Raw genomic sequence first — 20986 nt, forward strand, 5'->3', positions numbered from 1 at the left:
CGAAGTGCGCTGGAAGGGCAGTGAGGCAGTACAGGGCGTCGCCGACCGGCACGTTGATGTACTGCCAGACAAGGACAGCCGTGGCGAACGTACTAATCGTGGATGACGACCAGCGGCTCCTTGAGGCCACGGCCGCACTTCTGGAGTCGGCTGGGCATACGGTGACGTGTGCTGGAGATGGGGAACTCGCCCTGCGCCTGGCGCGAGCGGACAGAATCGATATCGTCCTCACGGACTATATGATGCCCGTGATGGACGGCCTGCAACTGGCGCGAGCGATTGGTTTGGATCCCGTACTGTCGGCTATCCCCGTCGTGCTGGTTTCCGCCGTCGCAACGCCGCTGGTTGGATCGCCCATCCGCGCCAGTCTGCGCAAGCCCTTTACAGGAGCAAGTTTGCTTGAACTCATTGCCCGCCTCGCGCTACGCCGATCGTGAGAATCCTTAGTCGGGTCGGGTAGCGCGCAAACAGAATTGACATACGAGCGGTGGGTCAGCCTCGCGCCAGCGGCATATCCGCTCCACTTGTTCTTCGCGGCAGCTCCTGCTGCAACGTCAATAACGTGTTCTTCGTCATTGATGCGATGATTCACGTCGGCAAGCGCCCCGCAATCGGCTCTCGTATCGCAGGGCCGGGCATGCGCATTGCGTGATGGCACACGCTGCAAGGACGCCGTGAGCGCAGGTCAATGCCGCGACAATCCACCCGCCCCCTAAGGCGTGGGCGGCAATCCGATTGATGTGTATCGCCGCCCGGCGAAGTAGGGGAGTTCGCATGACAACCAACCTTACCTCGTCAGCAGCCCAGACGCCCCCGGCCGGCCCGTGGCACGAGAAAATCGGCCCCGGGCTCATTACTGGCGCAGCCGACGATGATCCGAGCGGCATTGCCACCTATTCACAGGCGGGCGCGGCATTCGGCTATGACATCTTGTGGACGATTCCGCTCACGTATCCGCTGATGGTTGCCATCCAGATCATCAGTGCCCGTATCGGGCGGGTCAGCGGCCACGGGCTGGCAACCAATATCCGGCACCACTATCCCGTGTCGCTTCTCTATGGCGCAGTGCTCCTGCTGCTCGTCGCCAATACGATCAATATTGCCGCCGACCTGACCGCCATGGGCGCAGCCGTCAATCTGGTCGTGGGCGGACCCACACGCCTTTACACGGTCGGGCTCGCGCTGTTTTCGCTCGTGCTGCAGGTTTTCGTTCCGTACAAGAGCTACGTGAAGGTGCTCAAATGGCTGACGCTCGCGCTGTTTGCGTATGTGGGTGTTGTATTCGCCGTGAAGATTCCATGGATAACCGTGGCGGCCCGCACCGTGTTCCCTCACCCGACATGGACTAGCGCGTATCTGACGACCATTGTCGCGGTGTTCGGCACGACCATCAGCCCGTACCTGTTCTTCTGGCAGGCCTCCCAGGAGGTCGAGGAGTTGCGGGCGGCGGATGGGCAACATGCGCTCAAGAAGGCGCCATGGCTCGTTTTGACGAACCTGAGACGCATCGGATCCGATACGTGGCTCGGCATGGGCTTCTCGAACCTGATCGCGTTCTTCATCATACTGACGACCGCCGCGACCCTTCACGCGCACAACGTGACCGATATCCAGACCTCCGCACAGGCCGCGGCGGCACTCAAACCGATCGCGGGACAGTTCGCATTCCTGCTTTTCAGTCTCGGCATCATCGGCACGGGGCTGCTTGCCTTGCCCGTTCTCGCTGGCTCGGCCGCCTATGCGATGGCCGGCGCCTTTCGGTGGAAAAACAGTCTGGAACTGGAACCGCGGCTTGCGAAGCGGTTCTACGGGATCATCGTGCTGGCGACCGTCGTGGGACTGGCATTGGGCTTCACGTCAATCGACCCGATCAAGGCGCTTTTCTGGAGTGCCGTCATCAACGGCGTGACGTCGGTCCCGATCATGGTGCTCGTGATGAAGATGGCGGCGCATCCAGGCGTGATGGGGGAACTCACCATTGCGGGTAGCGTGCGGGTAGTGGGCTGGATTGCAACCGGGGTGATGGGGGTTGCGGTAGCGGCAATGTTCGTACTTCTCGCGGTGTAACGGCGGACCGTGACGTCGGTCACGACGCCGCGCAGTCTCATATCATTCCACGGTCACGGATACCGGCTCAAATCAGGTCGGGCGAAAGCCGGCCGGCGGTCGCTGGATCCGCTTCGACAGGTGCGTGAGAAGCCCATCCGGCGCGAGCGAGCGTTATCAGCTGCCTGAATGATGATGCCGCCATCGCGACACCGGCGCGTTGTTCGGACGTGTCTTGCGCAGTATCCGACGTGAAACCGAGAACGAGCGTGGCTTCAGGTGCGCGCTGATGAAGACGACGAAGCAGAACGCGTAGATAAGCGGTCGACTCTCGCGCATCGAGCGAAACGACGAGAATGGCTGTTGTCGCCGACAGGTCGACTTCCTCTGATCTTTGACGCGAGAATTGCGCGTAGGTCGACTGCCGGGCCGGAATGCCTTCCCTGCCGAGAAGCTGAATCGTTGCAATTGCAACGATATCATCCAGGCCGCCTCGCCCAGCGATGCAAAGGACGTTTGCATCCCGGGATGTCTGGATTCCGAAAGAAGCAGTCGTGGTAGGGGATTCCGGGTGCATCGCGGGCATGCGCGACACAGGTTGATTCACGTGAGCTGCCAGCGACGGATTGACGGCCTCGTCGATATCCTCGAATTCGTCGATGAGATCAGCCAGCGCTTCCTTGATACGACCTAACTGTTCGGGAAGAATCACGCCACGCATCATGTCAGCGTGCGCGAGTTGCAGCCCTTCCAGCATGACCGTGTCGTAGTAGTCGACCAGGGACATTTCAGCCATGAGCTGTTCCGCCTGTTTGAGTGCCTCGTCAGGATCGTCCGCGAGTATTCGTTGATAGAAGTTCGCCGAGGCGGCAAGCGGCGGTCGATCTCCGAGCAATACCTCGAAAAACGCCAGTTTCTCGACATGCCGTCCCAGTATGACAAGACACAATGTAAGAGGCGTTGAAAGTACAAGTCCGAGAGGGCCCCAGATCCAGCTCCAGAAGATCGCAGCGACAATCACGGCAACCGGCGAAAGGCCGGAATGATGTCCATAGAGCACCGGCTCGATCACCTGACTGGCAACGAGGTCCGTGACTCCGAACAGGGCCACCGTCCATAACAGCATCGACCAGTCAGGGCCGGTCGCCGCCAGGCTGAGGGCGAGAAGCGCGCCGATCCATGTGCCAACGTACGGTACAAATCGAAGCAGCGCGGTGAGCACGCCAAACAGGACGGCACCCGGCACGCCAATGATTACGAGCCCGAGCGCGACGACGAGACCCACGCCCAGGTTGACGCCGAACTGCGCAAGAAAATAGCGGCTCAGCCGACTGGCCGCTTCGTCCATGGCCGTGGTCGTGCGGTGCAGGTCTCGCGAACCAAACAGTCTGATTAGCCGGTCGCGCAGGTCCTCACGCTGCAACAGGACGAATATCGTGACGACAAGAACGATGCCCGCGGTCACGACCGGACTCGCGACAGACGACAGGAATTGCGGAACCAGTGAAATGGATGACGTCGGGGACTTCTGAATCGCGACAGGTGTTGGCGCCCCGTCAAACGGCTTCGGTAAGCCACTAGTGCGCGCCGCGCTTCCCTCGCGAGGCGGCACGCCCCGGTTGAGAAGTTTTGACGCGCGACCGAGCAACTCATCCGCGCGCCCTATTGTCGCCTCCTGTACGCGCTCGATCTTTTGCTCGATTGCAACCTGATACTGAGGTAGTTCTCCCGCGAGCTGTGCGACCTGCGCCCCGATGAGTGATCCTGTACCGCCCATCGCGGCAAGCGCAATGGCAACCGCTATAACAACGGAAGGAACCCGGCCCAGCCTGATCCGCCGTAACAGTTCGACCAGTGGCGCGAGCAGAAAGCTGAGCAGTACTGCCAGCGTGATCGGAATGAGTACCTCACGCCCTATGTCGAGCGCACCTACGACAACCACGGCGGTGATCAGCGAGGTGAGTTGCCGGACATTGGGAGAATCAGCAGGAGCCACCTTTGCAGAGGCCGTGCGGGGCTGATTGGCGGCCATCGTATGCTCCACGGAGAGAAAAGCAAGAACGCTTCGCCCGATCAGACGCAAGCGGCATACCTTCGCACGCCCCGTTTCGACTGCGTAATGGAAACGGATGCCGGACGCGCCGTCTAACGACACCGACACGGATTGGGCGTGCAGGCCCGCAGAATTCACGTTCAGGCGGTGCCGGGAATAGGGCTTGCGCCCCCACCGGAGCGAGCATCTACGAGACAACGAAGCAGGGCAGTCGTACGCAGCCAGATGCGCAGATGCCTCCCTCGATCACACTGAGCCGGAGTAGCCCTAATGAAAGACGTCGGTGGCCCAACCGCTGGCCGCGCTGCGTCGCGCATGCGCGGACGAAGGGCCGCGATCCTCGCAGGCTACGCTCGCAAGCCCCTGGTCTTGCTTTGGCAATATATCGGTGGACACGCCGTGGCCCACGCGCTGGTGTTGCTGGCCATCGTTGCGGCAGTCGGGTGTGCGCTGGCATCGCAGTACGCGCTCAGGAATCTTGTCGATGCCTTGCCCGGTGGGCGCGCGCACCCAGAAATCGTCGTCGAGGCCTTCCTGTTCATCGTTGCCCTGCTCATCGCTGATGGCCTTTTTTGGCGCCTCGCCGGCTGGCTCAGTGTGAGAACCTTCGTGGCGGTTACGGGCGACGTACGCCGCCAACTGTTCGGTTACGTAGCGGGGCACTCGCCCGCATATTTCTCCAATATCCAGCCGGGGATGCTGGCGAGCCGCATTACCGCCGCGGCAAACGCGATCTATACAACCGAGAATACAGTCGCATGGAACGCGCTACCGTCGTTCCTGACGATATTGGGCGCCATCGGCATCCTGGGTTGCATCAGCGTCCGGATGGCGATGGCGCTCGTGCTTGTCTCGGGCTGCATGGCGGGGTTCCTGTTCTGGCGCGCGAGCAAGGGCAGCGCGAAACAGCAGCAATTCGCGTCGCTCGCTGCATCAGTCGACGGCGAACTCGTCGATGTGATCGGCAACATGTCTACCGTGAAAATGTTCGTCGGGGTCCAGTATGAGAGCGTGCGCTTCGGCTCGATCCTCGATGAAGAAATGATGTCGCGTCAAATCAGCCTGCGCTACCTGGAAAAGCTTCGTCTGCTTCATTCTGTCGCAACGCTGCTGCTTTCCGCCGGGCTGCTTGCCTGGGTGATCGGGTTATGGACGCGTGGGCAAGCCACGACGGGAGATGTCGTTCTCGTCAGCTCGCTTGGGTTTGCCATCCTTCATGGCGCCCGTGATCTCGCAGGTGCGCTCGTGGACACGACCCAGCATGTCGCGCGGCTTGCCGACGCTGCGAGCGCGTTGCTCGTGATGCGGGAGATGGACCAGCCGGCCGGCATGCGAGCGCTCGAGCTCCGTGACGCGAACATCGATTTTGAGAACGTCACGTTTGCGTATCCGGGCCGCAGGCCGGCTCTCGACCATTTCAGTGTGCATATCGATGCCGGCCAGCGCGTCGGTCTTGTTGGGCCGTCAGGCGCCGGCAAGAGCACGGTGTTCGCGCTGTTGCAACGCGCCTTCGACCCACCGCGCGGTTCTGGGGCGGTCTGCATTTCGGGGCAACGTTTGTGCGATGTCAGCCTGGCGAGCCTGCACGAGGCTATCGGCGTGGTACCTCAGGAAATATCGCTTTTTAACCGCACACTGTTCGACAACCTCCGTTACGGCCGCCCGGAGGCGACAGAAGACGACGTCCTGCGCGCATGCGAGTTCGCAAACTGTCTTGATGTCGTACATTCGCTGCCGGAAGGCTTGCAGACGATTGTGGGCGAGCGGGGATCGCGCCTGTCTGGCGGCCAACGACAGCGCATCGCGATCGCCCGGGCGTTCCTCAAAGATGCGCCAATACTGCTGCTTGATGAAGCCACGTCCGCGCTCGACAGCGAATCGGAGGCACTCGTTCAGGTGGGTCTGGACGCGCTGATGAAGGGGCGCACTGTCGTGGCCATCGCGCACCGGCTCTCGACTCTCCAGAATTTCGATCGCATTGTGGTCATCCAGCACGGTCGGCTGGTTGACGAGGGTACGCCGCTCGAACTGGCGGGGCGCCCCGGCATCTATCGCGATGTGCTGTTAAGTGGCGAGCGCCAGCCGGACGCTTCGGCAGATAGGGGGCGGTGATGGATGATCAGTGGCACCGCCCCAGATATTTGCTGACAACAAATTCTGCGGATACTTCGCGGTGTGTTTCGCTTATAGCGATTACGCCATTGCGCGCTGTGCGAGGCTCCCAGTCGACACCAATCGCGTCCTCACCCCGGCCGTTGCGCGGCACAAGAAACATGCGCAGGCCCGTACTGTAGCAATCGTGATCCGGGAGGCGCCGGTTGATCTCATCGACGAATTCCTCAGGACTTATGATTGGCTTTTCCACGACGCGCCTCCTTCGGAACTGCCCCATCGTAACACGTTGGGTTAGCCTGCTTCGCGATCGCCCAGTCGTGTAAGTGTGAGGTTCGAAGAAAAGCAACCGTCGGGAAGACGGTGAGCCGAGGGCCTGACCGCATAACCACGGTAGTGCCTGGCGACAGGATTTTGCACTTTTTGGAAAAACTGAAGCCGGTCATCTCGCATGGAGAGACCGGCTGAACGGGACGTAGTGCATCGCCGGCGGGCGGCTGGCAGTTTCGTCAACCTGGCACGAGATGACCAGTGGATCCCGTTTCGGGAGAAAGTCGGCGGTGCCGCCATCATGGCGGCACACACGCAGATGACTTACAGCGGGGTGATGTTGGAAGCCTGCATGCCCTTGGGGCCGCGCTTCGTTTCGTAGCTGACCTTCTGGCCCTCTGCGAGGGTCTTGAAGCCGTCGCCGCGAATTTCCGAGAAATGCGCGAACAGATCATCGCCACCTGCGTCCGGCGTGATGAATCCAAAACCCTTGCTGTCGTTAAACCACTTTACGGTACCGGTGTCCATGGAATTCTCCTGAATATGAACGGATATAGGTGCGCTCTCGAAGAACGCGGGGATAAAGGATCAAGGAGGGAGAGGACAACGAGTACCGCGGTGTGCGGTGAATGATGAGCAGCAATCGCGCTTCTTGAAGACTTCAGCAAGGGACAGTACCCGGGAAAGCGATCGAAGTCAAGGTATTTCCGTTTTGAGGCTACCGCCGGCCAGTGTCGTAAGGGTGCCGCACTGTATGCAATGTCCGCATGGGGCCGGATGCACGCGCACACGCAGGGTGGGGCGCCAGGCGTCTGTGACGTTGCGTCGTTTCCGCCCTTATCGCTGCCTGTCCTGCCAGGTCGAAAGCGTAATGCACGTTGCGTCGCATGACAACGTCCGGTATTATTTAGGATTCCCCCCATTCTTCGCGATCCGGATCCCGCCGGGGGCATCCCAGCCTCTTTGTCCGAGCGTCATTTCACGATTCCGTTTGCACCCCGACAGTCAACTTGATCTGCCGTCCTGCCTGCGACGATCGTCAGCCAACCTGTCGAGGAGAACGTATTGGCAAAACCAGTTCGTGACGATTTAGCATCCCCCGTGATCGCGATTGCACCAAAGGCCAGCCGCAATGCGGCAAAGGGAAAGCCCCGGGCCGTCGAAGTGCCGCGAGACATCGAGGCAATCGCACGACAGGATGAAGAGCGACAAAGCCAGATGCGCGCACTGATCGTGCTCGGCCGCGAGCGCGGTTATCTCACGCACGTGGACATCAACGATCACCTGGCAGACGACTTTTCGCAGACTGCCGCGATGGAGGCGATCGTGAGCACGTTCAGCGACATGGGTGTGGCAGTGTACGAGCAGGCGCCTGACGCCGCGACGCTGCTGCTCACCGGCGCCATGCCCGCCACATCCGATGATCAGGCGGTCGAGGAAGCGGAAGCCACACTGTCGACTATCGATTCCGAATACGGCCGCACGACTGATCCAGTGCGGATGTATATGCGGGAGATGGGAGCCAGGGACCTGCTGACCCGAGCCGGTGAAATCGAAATCGCGAAACGCATTGAGTGCGGTCTGCAGGACATGGTCCAGGCGATTGCCGCATGTCCGTTGGTCGTGGCCACCATTCTTGCCGATGTGGACCGCGTGATTGCCGGCGAACTGCGTATCGATGAACTGGTCGCTGGCGTCGGCGACGACGTGAGCGCGAGCGCAATGACGTTGGACGTCGAAGACAATGAAGCGGAAGCATCCGTCCTGGGCGATGATGCGGACGGTGACGAGGTTGAACCGGACGCAGATGATCCGGAGGCAGCGAACGCAGCCCGTCTCGATCAACTCACGAACGACAGTCTCGCGGTCTTCGCTCGTGTGCGGGCACTCTTCGAGCAGACGATGGATGTGCAGGCTACCGGCGACGTCCGGTCGGCAGTCGATGCGCGGGTGTGCCCGGAAATCCAGCGCGAACTGACGACGATCCGCTTTGCGCCGAAAATCATTGATCGCCTGTGTGCCAGCGTGCAGGAGCAGATTACGGAGGTTCGCGCGATCGAGCGCAGTCTCCTCGCGATCGCCGTTGGCCGCTGCGGTATGCCGCGCGAGTCGTTTGTCGAGTCGTTCCCGGGCCACGAGACCGACGTTCAATGGGCGAGCCGCGTGGCCGCGAGTTCACCCCAGCTTGGCGCGGCGCTCGAGCGACATCTGCCCGCCATCCATGCCGGGCAGCAGAAACTCACCGACATCGAGGCGAGGGTTTCGCTGCCGTTGCGGCAGCTCAAGGAGATCAACCGCGCAATGGGTGCCGCGGAGTCGAGAATGCGGCAAGCCAGGCGGGAGATGATCGAAGCGAATCTCCGTCTCGTCATCGCCATTGCCAAGAAATACGTGAATCGCGGCTTGCCGTTCCTTGATCTCATCCAGGAAGGCAATATCGGTTTGATGAAGGCGGTGGACAAGTTCGAATACCGGCGCGGCTGGAAGTTTTCGACGTACGCCACATGGTGGGTCCGTCAGGCTGTCGGGCGTGCGGTCGCCGATCAGGCGCGAACCATTCGCCTCCCGGTGCACGTGATCGAGATGATCAACAAGCTGAACCGCATGTCTCGCGAAATCAAGCAACAGACGGGACAGGACGCGCATCCCGCCATCCTTGCCACGCGTCTGGAGATGTCCGAGGATAAAGTGCGAGGCCTCCTCAGGGCCGCGCGGCAACCCGTGTCGCTTGAAACTCCGGCGGGCGACGATGCGGACGCGACGCTCGGCGACATGATCGAGGATGTCGCCGCGAGTTCACCGTCCGAGGCAGCGATTCATGCGAGCATGCGCGCTGCAATCGATGAGGCGCTCGACGGACTTTCGCCCCGGGAGGCCAAGATCCTGCGGATGCGTTTCGGGCTCGATACGACCACTGGCCACACGCTCGGCGAGGTAGGCAAGCAGTTCAACGTGACCCGGGAGCGGATCCGCCAGATCGAGAGCCAGGCGATGCGCACGCTGAGGGATCCTGTCAAAGCTGACAAGTTGAGGCCCTTTCTCGAGCGCTGAAAAAGCCAGTTGTATTGATCGGTCCGTTCCTGTTCAAACGCCCCTGTGCGTGTCGTGGATTGAATTCTCCGAGGGGTGTAGTCGACGTGTCACCTACGCTGATCGTTTCAGGGTATAGTGAGTTGTCCCCCGTGGAGTGAGCAAAATGCCGACACAGCCGCTTCTTCTCTACAAGGGGTATGAACTTCATCCCCTCGTCTTTGCCCGCACGTTCAACCGCTTCGACGGACATTCCCGTTACGCCGAAGGGTATGACATTGCGGTCCGCATATCTCGCCCTGGGGCGATAGCAGCCTCAGACGCAAGCCGTGTTTTCAGGCTGGACCAACTGCACGCGCTCTGCGACTTCGGCACGGCAAGGCGTGCCGCCTGCCAGGGTGGGAAGGACATCATCGACGGGAAGGTGAGCGGGGCTTCGGTCGCGGATATTTGAAAGCGCTGCTGATGTGGACATGCGCTGATTTTGTCGAGTAGCGAGTTGCTCGCTCGTTGATGACCGATTCGTCTGTCGTTGCTTCAAAAAATGGTCACCGGCAGAGTGCATCCTTCGGGGCATTGTTGCCCGTTCGTCCAGACTCATCGGTTGGCCGCAGCGGCGCGCGAAACTGAGCGCCTCCATTCTTCCGAACTGGTACCGCCTCCATGCAAAGTAATCGCGACGCGATTCCGCATTACCTCGTTATACGCGCTGGCTGTGCACCGTATGTTCTGAACGCTGAGCGCCATGTGCTGCGCCGCGAGGCAAGCCTTCTCCTGCGAGCGTTCGCGAGAGCCCGCAGCGCGCCGACCTCAATCGCGGACGACGCGTGGAACGACTTTTCGGGCCTGGAATCTGTTTCGATCCTTGAGCGCATGGACGTGCGCGCCTACGCACTGGTTCAAGGGGCTGAAAGCGAACACCAGCTCCGTCTGTTGTCAGCGCTCTGACTGCCTCAACGCCCGCATACTTTGCGGGCGGCGGGCCCACCCACAAGCGTCAGTACTGCTTTCTGGGCGGCAATGACCGCTTGATCTGTTTGCGCAGTCGGGCCACAGCTGCCGCCTTTTTTCTCTTGCGCTCAGCAGTCGGTTTTTCATAAGCCGTCCTGGCGCGCAGTTCCTTGATCAGGCCGGTGGTCTCGATCGCACGGCGAAAGCGGCGCAACGCGACTTCCAGAGGTTCATTCAGCTTGGGGATTACAGTAGTCAATTCTTTTCCTGGTTGTGAGTTCGTGCAGTTAATCGTGCAAACGGTCGTGGAGGTGCATGCATCGCATGATGCTCGCGCGCCTCGTCAGCCAAACCGCGCGTCCAGCCATTCCCGCGCCCAGTTCTTCGCGCAGGCAATCGCATCGTCGCGTACGTCGAAGGCAGCCAGATCACCGCTCAGATGAACGTCATCTGCGCTGCCGTCTGCGCGGCTGCAACTGATGCGGGCATGAGCCATATACTCGCCGTCGGCCCGACGCGGGGTGGGGTCAATGAGGAACCGCGTTGAATTAAAGTGCATTGCTTTCTCGTGTGATTACCGCGCGGCCGGGAGTGTGGTGGAGCACCGTTGGGGACGACAGGCCCTGTTACGCGTTCAGAAGGGCCATCACATGGGCCGGCCTCGTAGTCCGACTCGCAGCCCGGCATCCCGCCGTTGCGCAGCAGAGCGCGGATCGACATGAACATCAGCCACGCATGCGCGTCGACCTCGCTATGGCCGTCGCCGATGACGCTATCCAATATGCCCGTGGGCCACGACGCTGAACTGCAAATCACGGCTGCAAATCGAGCACACTCGTGTTCTCTGGACATGTGTCGATGAGGCGCACGGCATATGCAGTCGATGCCCGGCGTGCGTCGCCGGCGTTCTGGAAGGGTGTTCCCTGAGCAAGCCTGAATACACGGCTGCGCGACGTCCCCTCTGAACTTTCCGGCTCCTGAATACGCACGGCAGCATCGAAACCATCTTCGTAGTTGCGCCCGCCCGTCGCCCTGGTGGGACGATGCGGATAGACCAGCGGGTAAATTTCGAGCCCACGGTAGAGACGGAAACCTGTTGTCATGGATTGCCTTTGCGGCCGCATGACTACGCGGCGAATTGGGAGGGAGTGCGAGCGACTGATTCCAGTCTCTACACGGGTGGCCGCGGCGGTTCGGCCTGCGAAGAAAGTGAGCGGTCCGAATCCCACTGGCAAGGCGACTGGGGGGGGGCGCCGGGAACGGCCGTGGAGCGATTAGCGCCTTCATGCTACGCCTATTGAAGCCTTTGTACAGCTAAAGTTCTTTGACGCTCTTCCCGGTCGCGAGGCGCGTGAGGCCAATCGACGACGGCCATGCGCCTGGCGCGATGCCGGCGACGAGCCGCAGCCTGCATCCGCGCCCGACAGGTCAACGACGGCGGAACGCAGGCCTTTGCGATGCGCCGCCGCTGCGCTCGTCCTTGTGCCGAAAGTTGATTCTTCCTTTCGTGAGGTCGTACACCGAGAGTTCCAGCGTGACTCGGTCTCCGGCAAGGATGCGGATGTGATTCTTGCGGATACGTCCGGACGCATACGCACCCACCACGACGCCATTGTCGAGCGTGACACGGTAGCGGCTGTCCGGCAGCACTTCCTCAACGATACCGTCGAGTTCCAGCAGTTCTTCTTTCGCCATTCAAGGGTCCTGGTTAATTCGCCGGGCGTCGATACGCGACACCTCGACGAGGAGCAAGCCACGAGCGTTGACAGACGCTCAGCGAGCGATGGTGAGTAGCGCGCGGGCGGATGAGCGGCCTCGCGTGGGAAATGTCATGGCCGTCGCCCTGTCCGGGCGGCGAGTCCAGCAGATGAATGGATGAGTCTGATGCGGGGGCCAGCTGTGCCAGACCTATCAGAATCAGGGCACGTCCAACGGATTTTGTTGTCGCCGGCCTCACCTGGCGATCAGTCGGAGGGGGATTCGCAATGAGCCAACGGAGATCTTGTTGCGCGAGGTACAGGGCGAATCAAGCCTCTATTGTAACCGAAGACGGCCATCTCCAGGACCAGCGTTTAAATGGGACAGAATGATGCACCTTGGCGGCAAGACCGCCGCAAGCTGCAATAACCGGAAATCCAGCGTTGCGCGGCGACTGCGCCGATGCGATATCAGCGTTCGAAGACGATCTCGAACCCGCGATATTCAATCATCCGATACACACTTTTCGCCGCCCGGTAGTTGGTGCAGTGCTGGATGCCATCACGAGTATCAACGCATCCCAGGGAAGCCTTCGCTGCGAACTCCGGCCCGATAGAGCACAGCGCCGATCTGCAGGAGGCCGTTCCAGTCGTTCACGTTCATCGCGCTATGCTCGCGGGCAAGGTATTCGGTCAGCCAGGTCAGTGAATCACCTGCGCTTGTCTGGTCGAGGCCCTTCTGCGCGATGTCCTTGAACATATCGAGAATCGCCTCCACGTTGATGTATGGCTTGTTCATTGCAATCTCCTCATGGTTCCAGGGTGAATACGCCGCTCAAACTGTCATTGGAGCGCACCGGCACTTCTTCGATTTCCCGAAAGGAATCCTGGGCGGTTCAGGGCCGTAAAGTTCTGAACTACTGGCGACATGCACCAGCGCACTAGCGTTCGAGACGCTCAGGATCGCGAAGAAGCGCGTTGTCCCGGTCAGGCAGACAAAACGGCACTACAGCCGCAAGCATCTCGGGAGCCGGCCTCAGCAAAGACCGAAGGAGGGCGGGAGAGGAGGGTTTCAGAGCACGCGGTCGACGACAAAACGCTATCAAACAGTAACGCAAACCAGGCTACGCTTTGCCAACCAGGCCGTCAAGCCGCCTCGGTCGCCCGGTAGCACTTTGCGCCGTCGCTGAACCGGAGCAAGGCAAGGGGGCAACCCTCCGCAGTTTGAAGACCCCACTGCCTGCCACCGGCAGACATCATGAAACCGACAGCGCGCAGGCTGCAAGTCTGAAACTTTCGCTGTACAAACGGCTGAAGGGGCGTAGCATGAAAAGGTTAGTCGACCTGCGACCGATCCCAGGCCGCCCCCTGCACCGTTCACCAGGGATCGAGACGCTCCCCGCCATCGCAGACCACGCAACGCGATCGACCGCCGTTCAGATGTCGAGGTGATCGCGCGCATTCTTGTACGCTTTTGCCGCAAAGCATGTGGCCAGAAGGTGACTTCATGACTGTCGCTGTCCGTTTCTACCGTGGACTCGAAATTTGTCCTCTGGTTTATCCGCACCGACCAACCGCCGCCGGATTCGGCCATAACTACGACGAGGGGTTTGACGCCGCCGTACGAATCCTGGAGCCGCAGGAGCCCGACGGCACTCAACGTAGCCGGGTGTTCGGTGTCGTAGCCAGCAGGCCGTTCATCAATTCGGGGGATGCGCGTCGTGCATCGATCGAATATGCAGAGCGCCTCATCGATACCTGTTCACCGGGCGCGACTTTCCTCGATATGAAGTCCTGAACGTTTCTCTCGCCACAAGATTCGGTATGTTCAGACGCGATCTGCTCGAACGCATTCGGGTTGGCAGACGCGACATCGTCGATGAGTTTCTATCCTCGGATGCGAACGCGCTCCCGAAAAGTGCAAACGTTTGGTTAACCTGATTCACGACTCATTTTCGCAGGGCTTCCATGCATCAAGTTTTCACGTATCGCGGTTTTGAAATTCACGTGACGCTGACGGAGGCTTCTCCGGGCCTGTACGACGCGGTTTTTCAGATCAAGGGCGGTGTCAATGTCGGTGTGATAGATGAACTTGGCGCTGAAACCAAGCTTCGTAAAGGGCCTTTTAGTCCGCAAAAGGCGTTTCTAAGCGCACAGCAGGCCGGTCAAACGGCTATCGATGCGGTTATTGGCGACGACGAGTCGTAAAACCATCGGCATTTTCTTTGAAAAGGCGAACACGAGAGTTCAGGACACTGCAACCCCGGTGCGAGGTTTCGTCTTGTTGACCGGCACGCAAAAGCGTTTTTTGCCGGCGATGATGCGACGCAAGCGAAGAATGATGAGAATACGGGCCGAAACTCTCGCTGTACAAAAGGTGGATTAGGCGTAGGATGAGAAGACCAGTCAACCTGTGATCGATCCCAGCGCCTCTCCTGCAGCCTTTTCTACAGGGATCGAGCTGCCACCCCTCCAGCGCAGACCACTTTACGCGGCCGACCTCGCGGCACAACGCCGGTGCGGTTGCGTACGTCCATATCCCGTACTGCCGCAACGCTTGTGGCTCGAGGAGTAACGCTATGTCCGTCGCTTTCCGTCTTTACCGCGGACTGGAAATCTATCCGCTGGTGTATCCGCATTGCCCGACTGAGCCCGGCTTCGGGCACAACTATGACGAAGGGTTTGATGCAGCCGTCCGGATTCAGGAATGTCCGGAGATGCAGGAGCCGGGAGGTCAGCTGCGCAGCCGCGTATTTGGGCTCGCGGTTCGCACGCCGTTCATGAATGCGGGTGACGCGCGCCGCGCATCGGTGGCTTATGCCGAACATCTGATCGACACATGTGCGCCGAACCAGACCGTTCTTGATATGAAATCCTGAATATTTTTCTGCGGTTACCGATGCGGCGATACACGTTGGGCCAAACGGTCACCGGTATCACTGGAGCGAAGGCATGAACAGACGTGACTGGCTTAAACGGATCAGAGTCAACGGTCTTGACGTCGTCGACGAATTTCTTCCATCGGATGCCAACGCGGAGCTGAAAGGCCTGATCGATGACCGTCGGCACGAGGTCGACGCGGAGGCATTCCTGATGTTCGTGTCAGTTCGTGCAATGTTGCACGGAAGCGGCATGCCGAGTTGCGAGTCGGACTGCGAGGCGGGGCAGATCATGGCCCTGCTGAACCGAGCTGCGGCTTGAGGTTGATGAAGCAGCAATCAGCGGCAAATGGATGTCGCACGTAATTGGTGAGGTGAGAACATGCGTTCCGATTCGACCCGATTCCGGATTGACCCGACACCGCGGCGGGCCGACGGGGAATACATGGCGCACGTGCGCATCAGTGGCAGTCGTGCGGATGGCAGCGAGTACGACGTTCACTCGAGCGGTGATCTTGCAGGATTCGAAGCGCGTGAGGATGCGATTGCCTACGCGAAATGCTGGGCGCAACAATGGCTGGATGTGCGCTTCGGCTAGAAACTTTATGGTCACGCAGCCGCTTTGAATCACCTACAGCTCGGTACCCTTAGCGACTGACGCGGCGCTTCGCGTCGGTTGCTGCCCCCTCCGTTTGATCCGCTCTCCAACAATCATCTTGAGGGTTCACCCTGGTGCCTACTCGCGCCACAAAATTTGTATGATGACCCGATGACATGGTGAATCTAATGATATGTTCGAGAAAATTCCCACGAGGGCACTGAGCGACACCGTCGCGCAACAGTTGCTCGCACAGATCGACAAGGGCACGTTTGCGCGCGGCGGCAAGCTGCCGACGGAAGCGGTACTTGCGCAGGAGTTCGGGGTCAGCCGTACGGTGATCCGCGAGGCCATTTCGCGCTTGAAGAACGAAGGCGTGGTCGAACCGCGCCAGGGCAGCGGCGTGTACGTGAGCGCGCATGGCGCGATCCGGCCGCTGCGGATCGACTATGCGGAAGCGATGGAAGGCGGCTCGGTTCTGCAGATTCTCGCGGTGCGCCGTGCGATCGAAGCCGAAGTCGCGGCGGAAGCCGCGATGCGCCGCACCGACGCCGACATGATGGCGATCGACGCCGCGCTCAGAAAGATCGATGAAGCCGTCGCCGAGGGCCGCGACGGCGTTGCCGAAGACGTCGCGTTTCACCGCGCGATTGCCACCGTGACCGGCAATCCCTACTTCCTGAAGACGCTGACGTTTCTCAATCAATACCTTGAAGCGGGCACGGTCGTCACGCGCCGCAACGAGGCACTGCGCGAAGACTTCTCGCGTCAGGTGCGCGACGAGCACGCGGCGATCGCCGCGGCGATCCGCGCAGGCGACCCCATGGCGGCGCGCAACGCCGCGCAAACGCACATGTACAACGCGGCGCGCCGTTTGGGCGAGGCCGGTATCCGCTGAATTTGCAGACACATTTTGCAGACGCATTCGCTCTCGCCATGCGCGGCGCGCTTGCACTGTTCGTAGAGGAAGGGTTATGTCGAGAAAAGTCGGAGTGATCGGTCTGGGCGCGATGGGCATGGGTGTCGCGCGTTCGCTGCTGCGCGGCGGTTTTAATGTCCATGCGTGCGACGTGCGCCGCGAAGTGCTCGACCAGTTCGTCGCCGATGGCGGCACGGCTTGTGCGAATCCCGCCGAGCTTGGCGCGCAGTGCGATGTGGTCGTCACGCTCGTCGTGAACGCAGCGCAAACGGAAACCGTGCTGTTCGGCGAGCAGGGCGCGGTCAAGTCGATGAAGCCGGGCGGCGTCGTGATTGCGTGCGCAACGGTTGCGCCCGACTTCGCGATCGACCTCGGCCGTCGCGTCGAAGCAGCCGGCCTGCAAATGCTCGATGCGCCCGTGTCGGGCGGCGCGGCGCGCGCCGCATCGGGCGAAATGACCATGATGACGTCCGGGCCCGCTGCCGCGTATGCCGCATGCGAAGACGTGCTCGCCGCGATGGCGGGCAAGGTGTATCGCTTGGGCGAGCAGCATGGCGCGGGCTCGAAGGTGAAGATCATCAACCAGTTGCTCGCGGGCGTGCACATCGCTGCCGCCGCCGAGGCGATGGCGCTGGGTCTTCGCGAAGGCGTCGATCCCGACGCCCTCTACGACGTGATCACGCACAGTGCCGGCAACTCGTGGATGTTCGAGAACCGCGTGCCGCACATTCTCAACGGCGACTACTCGCCGCTGTCGGCCGTCGACATCTTCGTCAAGGATCTCGGCCTCGTGCTCGATACCGCGCGACGCTCGAAGTTTCCGCTGCCGCTCTCGGCGGCTGCGCATCAGATGTTCATGATGGCCTCGACGGCAGGTCACGGCGGCGAAGACGACTCCGCCGTCATCAAGATTTTCCCGGGCATCGATGTGCCCGCGAAGCGGTAAAAGCCAGAAGGGCGCAACGACATGACGAACATGAAAGCCTCCGCCAGTAAGCCGCTGCTCGGCTGCATCGCCGACGATTTCACGGGCGCGACCGATCTCGCGAACATGCTGGTGCGCGGCGGCATGCGCACCGTTCAGACGATCGGCGTGCCCGGCGCCGACACGCGCATCGAAGCCGACGCGCTCGTGGTCGCGCTCAAGTCGCGCACGATCGACGCCGCCGACGCCGTGGCGCAATCGCTGGCCGCGCTCAAATGGCTGCGTGCGCAAGGCTGCCGCCAGTTCTTCTTCAAATATTGCTCGACCTTCGATTCGACGGATCAAGGCAACATCGGCCCCGTTGCCGACGCGCTGCTCGACGCGCTGTCGCCCATCGACGGCGGCGCGCCGTTCACGATCGCATGCCCGGCGTTTCCCGAGAACGGCCGCACGATTTATCGCGGGCATCTGTTCGTCGGCGACGTGCTGCTGAACGAGTCGGGCATGGAACACCATCCGCTCACGCCGATGACGGACGCGAACCTCGTGCGCGTGCTGCAACGCCAGACGCGCTCGAAAGTCGGCCTCGTGCGCCATGACGCGGTGGCGCAAGGCGCGCAAGCCGTGCGCGCATCGATCGACGCGTTGCGCGCCGATGGCGTGCGCATGGCGATTGCCGATGCCATCTCGGACGCCGATCTCTACACGCTGGGCGAAGCATGCACGGACTTGCCGCTGATCACGGGCGGCTCGGGCGTCGCGCTCGGTCTGCCCGCGAATTTCCGCCGCGCCGGTTTGCTCGCCGATGCCGCCGATGCGGGCGAGCTGCCGCGTATCGACGGCGCGTCGGCAGTGCTGGCCGGCAGTGCGTCGAAGGCGACGAATGCGCAGGTTGCCGCATGGCGCGAATCCCGTCCCGCGTTCCGCATCGATCCGCTCGCGGCGGCGCGCGGCGAGCCCGTCGTCGAACACGCGTTAGCCTTCGCGCGCGAGCACATGAACGCAGCGCAGCCGCAGGCCGTGCTGATCTACGCGACGGCATCGCCCGACGAAGTGAAGGCGACACAGCGCGAACTCGGCGTGGCGCAGGCAGGCGAGCTGGTCGAACGCACGCTCGCATCGATTGCGCGCGGTCTGCGCGATCTCGGCGTGCGCAAGTTCGTCGTCGCCGGCGGCGAGACGTCGGGTGCCGTGGTGCAGGCGCTTGGCATCGACATGCTGCGCATCGGCGAGCAAATCGATCCGGGCGTGCCCGCCACCGCCACCATTGGCGCTGAGCCGCTCGCGCTCGCGCTGAAGTCCGGCAACTTCGGCGCGGTCGACTTCTTCGCGAAGGCGCTGCGTCAGCTCGACGGAGATGCGCAATGACGGCCGCCATTCACACGAGCGGCGAAGCGAAGGTCCGCGAAGAAATCTGCATGACGGGTGCGAGCCTGTACGAGCGCGGTTACACGGTCGGCAGCGCGGGCAACATCAGCGCGCGACTCGACGACGGCTGGCTCATCACGCCGACGGATGCCTGCCTCGGCCGCCTCGATCCCGCAGAGATCGCGAAGGTCGATCTCGATGGCAACGCGGTTTCGGGCGGCAAGCCGTCGAAAACGCTGGCGCTGCATCGCGGCGTGTATGAGCGCAACCGCGAAGCGCGCGGCATCGTGCACACGCATTCGACCCACCTCGTCGCGCTGACGCTCGCAGGTGTGTGGAGCGAAGCCGACGTGCTCCCGCCCATCACGCCGTACTACGTCATGAAGGTCGGCCACATTCCGCTGATTCGCTACCGGCGGCCCGGCGATCCGCAAGTTGCGCAGCAGATCGCCGCGCTCGCCGACAGCGTGCGCGGCGTGCTGCTCGAACGGCTCGGGCCGGTCGTATGGGAACGGTCCGTTTCGCAGGCTTCGTACGTGATCGAAGAACTGGAAGAGACGGCGCGCTTGTGGCTGATGACGAACCCGCGTCCCGCGCCGCTCGACGACACCGCGTTGGAGGAGTTGCGCACGGTGTTCGGCGCGCGCTGGTAGCCAGTTCGAGTACATCGGGCTTTCCGCGCACCCACACGGATCTTTCGTATCACTCACCTTAGACAGAAAGCCGGAGGGCTGTCCGACACGAAGCGGACGGCCCGCAACCAGCGCCACCACGAAGGAGACAACGCATGACAAGCTATCAGGCGACATCCGCTCGCCCCGCAACCACCGCCGACGCAGCCGGCCAACCCGGCGCGGCCGAAATCGAACGCACCTACGGCAAGGTGTTCTGGCGCATCGTGCCGTTTCTGATGCTGTGCTACGTGGTCGCGTATCTGGACCGCGTCAACGTGGGCTTTGCGAAACTGCAAATGTCTCAGGATCTCGCGTTCAGCGAGACCGTATTCGGTCTCGGCGCGGGTGTGTTCTTCGTCGGCTACTTTCTCTTCGAACTGCCAAGCAACATCCTGATGCATCGGCTCGGCGCGCGTATCTGGATTGCACGCATCATGATCACGTGGGGCTTGCTCTCTGCCGTGTTCGTGTTCGTTCGGACTCCAATTCAGTTCTATGCGCTGCGTTTTCTGTTGGGTCTCGCCGAAGCGGGTTTTTATCCGGGCGTCATTCTGTATCTGACGTACTGGTTCCCGTCGCATCGTCGCGCGAAGATCATCGCGGTGTTCATGTCGGCGATTCCGGTTTCGGGCATCTTCGGCAATCCGTTGTCGGGCTGGATCATGCAAACTTTCGATTCCCATCACGGCTTCGCAGGCTGGCAATGGATGTTCGTGATCGAAGCGGTGCCGGCCATTGCCATCGGCATCGCGACGATCCTGTACCTCGACAATGGCATCGCTGGCGCGAAATGGCTGACGCCGCGCGAAAAGAAACTGCTCGCCGACGAAATCGCCGCGCAGCCGCAGGAAGAAGCGAAGTCGCATTCGGTTGGCGCCGTGTTCCGCGATCCGCGCACGTGGTGGATGTCGCTGATCTATTTCGCGTTCGTCACGGGCCAGTACGGGCTCACGTTCTGGATGCCGACTCTTGTGAAGTCGACGGGCGTGACGGGCGCATTCGAGATCGGCCTGCTGAGCGCGATCCCGTTTCTCGTCGCCATCGTCGTGATGAACGTGATGGGCCACAGCGCGGACAAGCGCCGCGAGCGTCGCTGGCATCTGATCGGGCCGGCGCTCGCGGGCGCGGTCGGCTTCACGGTCGCGGCTTCGTTCGCGAACAATACGGCTGTCTCAATCGTGTTCCTGTCGATTGCGGCTGCAGGCGTATTGACCTGCGCGCCGCTCTTCTGGTCGCTGCCCACGGCGTTCATGTCCGGCGCGACGGCGGCTGCGGGCATCGCGATCATCAATTCGATCGGCAATCTGGCGGGCTTCGCAAGCCCGTACATGATCGGCTATCTTAAGGATCTCACGCACAGCACGCAGTCCGGCATGTACGTGCTTGCCGCGATGCTCGTGATCGGCGCGCTCGCAGTCTGGCTGACGCCCGCGCGGCTCGTGAACCGATAAACACGCGTATTTA

The 20986-nt window shown here is 61.5% G+C and carries 23 protein-coding genes; 15 read left to right on the forward strand and 8 right to left on the reverse strand.

The features are described from left to right. Window positions 1–98: 98 nt before the first annotated feature. A complete protein-coding gene (locus L0U83_RS33965; protein WP_233888534.1) occupies window positions 99–437 on the forward strand; it encodes a response regulator in 339 nt (112 codons plus the stop codon). 337 nt (window positions 438–774) lie between these two features. Continuing rightward, window positions 775–2067 (forward strand): NRAMP family divalent metal transporter, encoded by a 1293-nt coding sequence (locus L0U83_RS33970; protein WP_233888535.1) that lies wholly within the window; start codon window positions 775–777, stop codon window positions 2065–2067. Window positions 2068–2134: 67 nt separating this feature from the next. Here the strand turns inward: L0U83_RS33970 and L0U83_RS33975 are convergent, their stop codons facing one another. Further along, window positions 2135–4078: an AI-2E family transporter gene (locus L0U83_RS33975; protein ID WP_233888536.1), complete on the reverse strand. Its 1944-nt coding sequence runs from the start codon at window positions 4076–4078 to the stop codon at window positions 2135–2137. A 291-nt stretch (window positions 4079–4369) separates the two neighbouring features. On the opposite strand from L0U83_RS33975, the gene L0U83_RS33980 reads away from it, so the two are divergent. Next, window positions 4370–6211: an ABC transporter ATP-binding protein gene (locus L0U83_RS33980; protein ID WP_233888537.1), complete on the forward strand. Its 1842-nt coding sequence runs from the start codon at window positions 4370–4372 to the stop codon at window positions 6209–6211. 7 nt (window positions 6212–6218) lie between these two features. On the opposite strand, the gene L0U83_RS33985 is transcribed toward L0U83_RS33980, so the two are convergent. Next, the gene (locus L0U83_RS33985) at window positions 6219–6464 is read right to left on the reverse strand and encodes a hypothetical protein (protein WP_233888538.1); all 246 of its coding nucleotides are present in this window, start codon (window positions 6462–6464) and stop codon (window positions 6219–6221) included. A 341-nt stretch (window positions 6465–6805) separates the two neighbouring features. Further along, window positions 6806–7009 (reverse strand): cold-shock protein, encoded by a 204-nt coding sequence (locus L0U83_RS33990; RefSeq protein WP_028207638.1) that lies wholly within the window; start codon window positions 7007–7009, stop codon window positions 6806–6808. Window positions 7010–7546: 537 nt separating this feature from the next. On the opposite strand from L0U83_RS33990, the gene rpoD reads away from it, so the two are divergent. Continuing rightward, window positions 7547–9532, forward strand: coding sequence for an RNA polymerase sigma factor RpoD (rpoD, locus tag L0U83_RS33995; RefSeq protein WP_267939643.1), 1986 nt, complete (start codon window positions 7547–7549; stop codon window positions 9530–9532). A gap of 145 nt (window positions 9533–9677) precedes the next feature. Further along, window positions 9678–9965: a hypothetical protein gene (locus L0U83_RS34000; RefSeq protein WP_233888539.1), complete on the forward strand. Its 288-nt coding sequence runs from the start codon at window positions 9678–9680 to the stop codon at window positions 9963–9965. A gap of 543 nt (window positions 9966–10508) precedes the next feature. Here L0U83_RS34000 and rpsU read toward each other — a convergent pair. The 5 genes from rpsU to L0U83_RS34025 all read right to left on the reverse strand — a co-directional run bounded on the left by rpsU (window position 10509) and on the right by L0U83_RS34025 (window position 12958). Next, window positions 10509–10721 (reverse strand): 30S ribosomal protein S21, encoded by a 213-nt coding sequence (gene rpsU / locus L0U83_RS34005; protein ID WP_233888540.1) that lies wholly within the window; start codon window positions 10719–10721, stop codon window positions 10509–10511. A gap of 84 nt (window positions 10722–10805) precedes the next feature. Continuing rightward, window positions 10806–11021, reverse strand: a complete 216-nt coding sequence (locus L0U83_RS34010) for a hypothetical protein (RefSeq protein WP_233888541.1) — start codon at window positions 11019–11021, stop codon at window positions 10806–10808. Window positions 11022–11274: 253 nt separating this feature from the next. Beyond that, the gene (locus tag L0U83_RS34015) at window positions 11275–11565 is read right to left on the reverse strand and encodes a hypothetical protein (RefSeq protein WP_233888542.1); all 291 of its coding nucleotides are present in this window, start codon (window positions 11563–11565) and stop codon (window positions 11275–11277) included. A 325-nt stretch (window positions 11566–11890) separates the two neighbouring features. Further along, window positions 11891–12157 (reverse strand): translation initiation factor IF-1, encoded by a 267-nt coding sequence (infA, locus tag L0U83_RS34020; RefSeq protein ID WP_233888543.1) that lies wholly within the window; start codon window positions 12155–12157, stop codon window positions 11891–11893. Window positions 12158–12730: 573 nt separating this feature from the next. After that, window positions 12731–12958 (reverse strand): hypothetical protein, encoded by a 228-nt coding sequence (locus L0U83_RS34025; protein WP_233888544.1) that lies wholly within the window; start codon window positions 12956–12958, stop codon window positions 12731–12733. A gap of 708 nt (window positions 12959–13666) precedes the next feature. Here L0U83_RS34025 and L0U83_RS34030 point away from each other — a divergent pair. The 10 genes from L0U83_RS34030 to L0U83_RS34075 all read left to right on the forward strand — a co-directional run bounded on the left by L0U83_RS34030 (window position 13667) and on the right by L0U83_RS34075 (window position 20973). Further along, window positions 13667–13957: a hypothetical protein gene (locus L0U83_RS34030; RefSeq protein WP_233888545.1), complete on the forward strand. Its 291-nt coding sequence runs from the start codon at window positions 13667–13669 to the stop codon at window positions 13955–13957. Between the two features lie 170 nt (window positions 13958–14127). Next, window positions 14128–14367, forward strand: a complete 240-nt coding sequence (locus tag L0U83_RS34035) for a hypothetical protein (RefSeq protein WP_233888546.1) — start codon at window positions 14128–14130, stop codon at window positions 14365–14367. A gap of 371 nt (window positions 14368–14738) precedes the next feature. Further along, the gene (locus L0U83_RS34040) at window positions 14739–15038 is read left to right on the forward strand and encodes a hypothetical protein (protein ID WP_233888547.1); all 300 of its coding nucleotides are present in this window, start codon (window positions 14739–14741) and stop codon (window positions 15036–15038) included. Window positions 15039–15111: 73 nt separating this feature from the next. After that, on the forward strand, window positions 15112–15360 hold the full coding sequence (locus L0U83_RS34045; RefSeq protein ID WP_233888548.1) for a hypothetical protein: 249 nt from the start codon (window positions 15112–15114) through the stop codon (window positions 15358–15360). Between the two features lie 60 nt (window positions 15361–15420). Continuing rightward, complete coding sequence (locus L0U83_RS34050) at window positions 15421–15636, forward strand: hypothetical protein (protein ID WP_233888549.1); 216 nt, start codon at window positions 15421–15423, stop codon at window positions 15634–15636. A gap of 193 nt (window positions 15637–15829) precedes the next feature. Next, window positions 15830–16534, forward strand: a complete 705-nt coding sequence (locus L0U83_RS34055; RefSeq protein WP_233888550.1) for a FadR/GntR family transcriptional regulator — start codon at window positions 15830–15832, stop codon at window positions 16532–16534. A 25-nt stretch (window positions 16535–16559) separates the two neighbouring features. Beyond that, complete coding sequence (gene ltnD, locus L0U83_RS34060) at window positions 16560–17501, forward strand: L-threonate dehydrogenase (RefSeq protein WP_308445105.1); 942 nt, start codon at window positions 16560–16562, stop codon at window positions 17499–17501. A 30-nt stretch (window positions 17502–17531) separates the two neighbouring features. Next, the gene (otnK, locus tag L0U83_RS34065) at window positions 17532–18848 is read left to right on the forward strand and encodes a 3-oxo-tetronate kinase (RefSeq protein WP_233888552.1); all 1317 of its coding nucleotides are present in this window, start codon (window positions 17532–17534) and stop codon (window positions 18846–18848) included. After that, a complete protein-coding gene (gene otnC, locus L0U83_RS34070) occupies window positions 18845–19501 on the forward strand; it encodes a 3-oxo-tetronate 4-phosphate decarboxylase (RefSeq protein ID WP_233888553.1) in 657 nt (218 codons plus the stop codon). The genes otnK and otnC overlap by 4 nt, the downstream gene beginning before the upstream one ends. A 134-nt stretch (window positions 19502–19635) precedes the next feature. Then, window positions 19636–20973, forward strand: coding sequence for an MFS transporter (locus tag L0U83_RS34075; RefSeq protein ID WP_233888554.1), 1338 nt, complete (start codon window positions 19636–19638; stop codon window positions 20971–20973). Window positions 20974–20986 lie beyond the last annotated feature (13 nt).

The sequence above is a fragment of the Paraburkholderia flagellata genome, from assembly GCF_021390645.1.
In the GTDB taxonomy this organism is placed as follows: domain Bacteria; phylum Pseudomonadota; class Gammaproteobacteria; order Burkholderiales; family Burkholderiaceae; genus Paraburkholderia; species Paraburkholderia flagellata.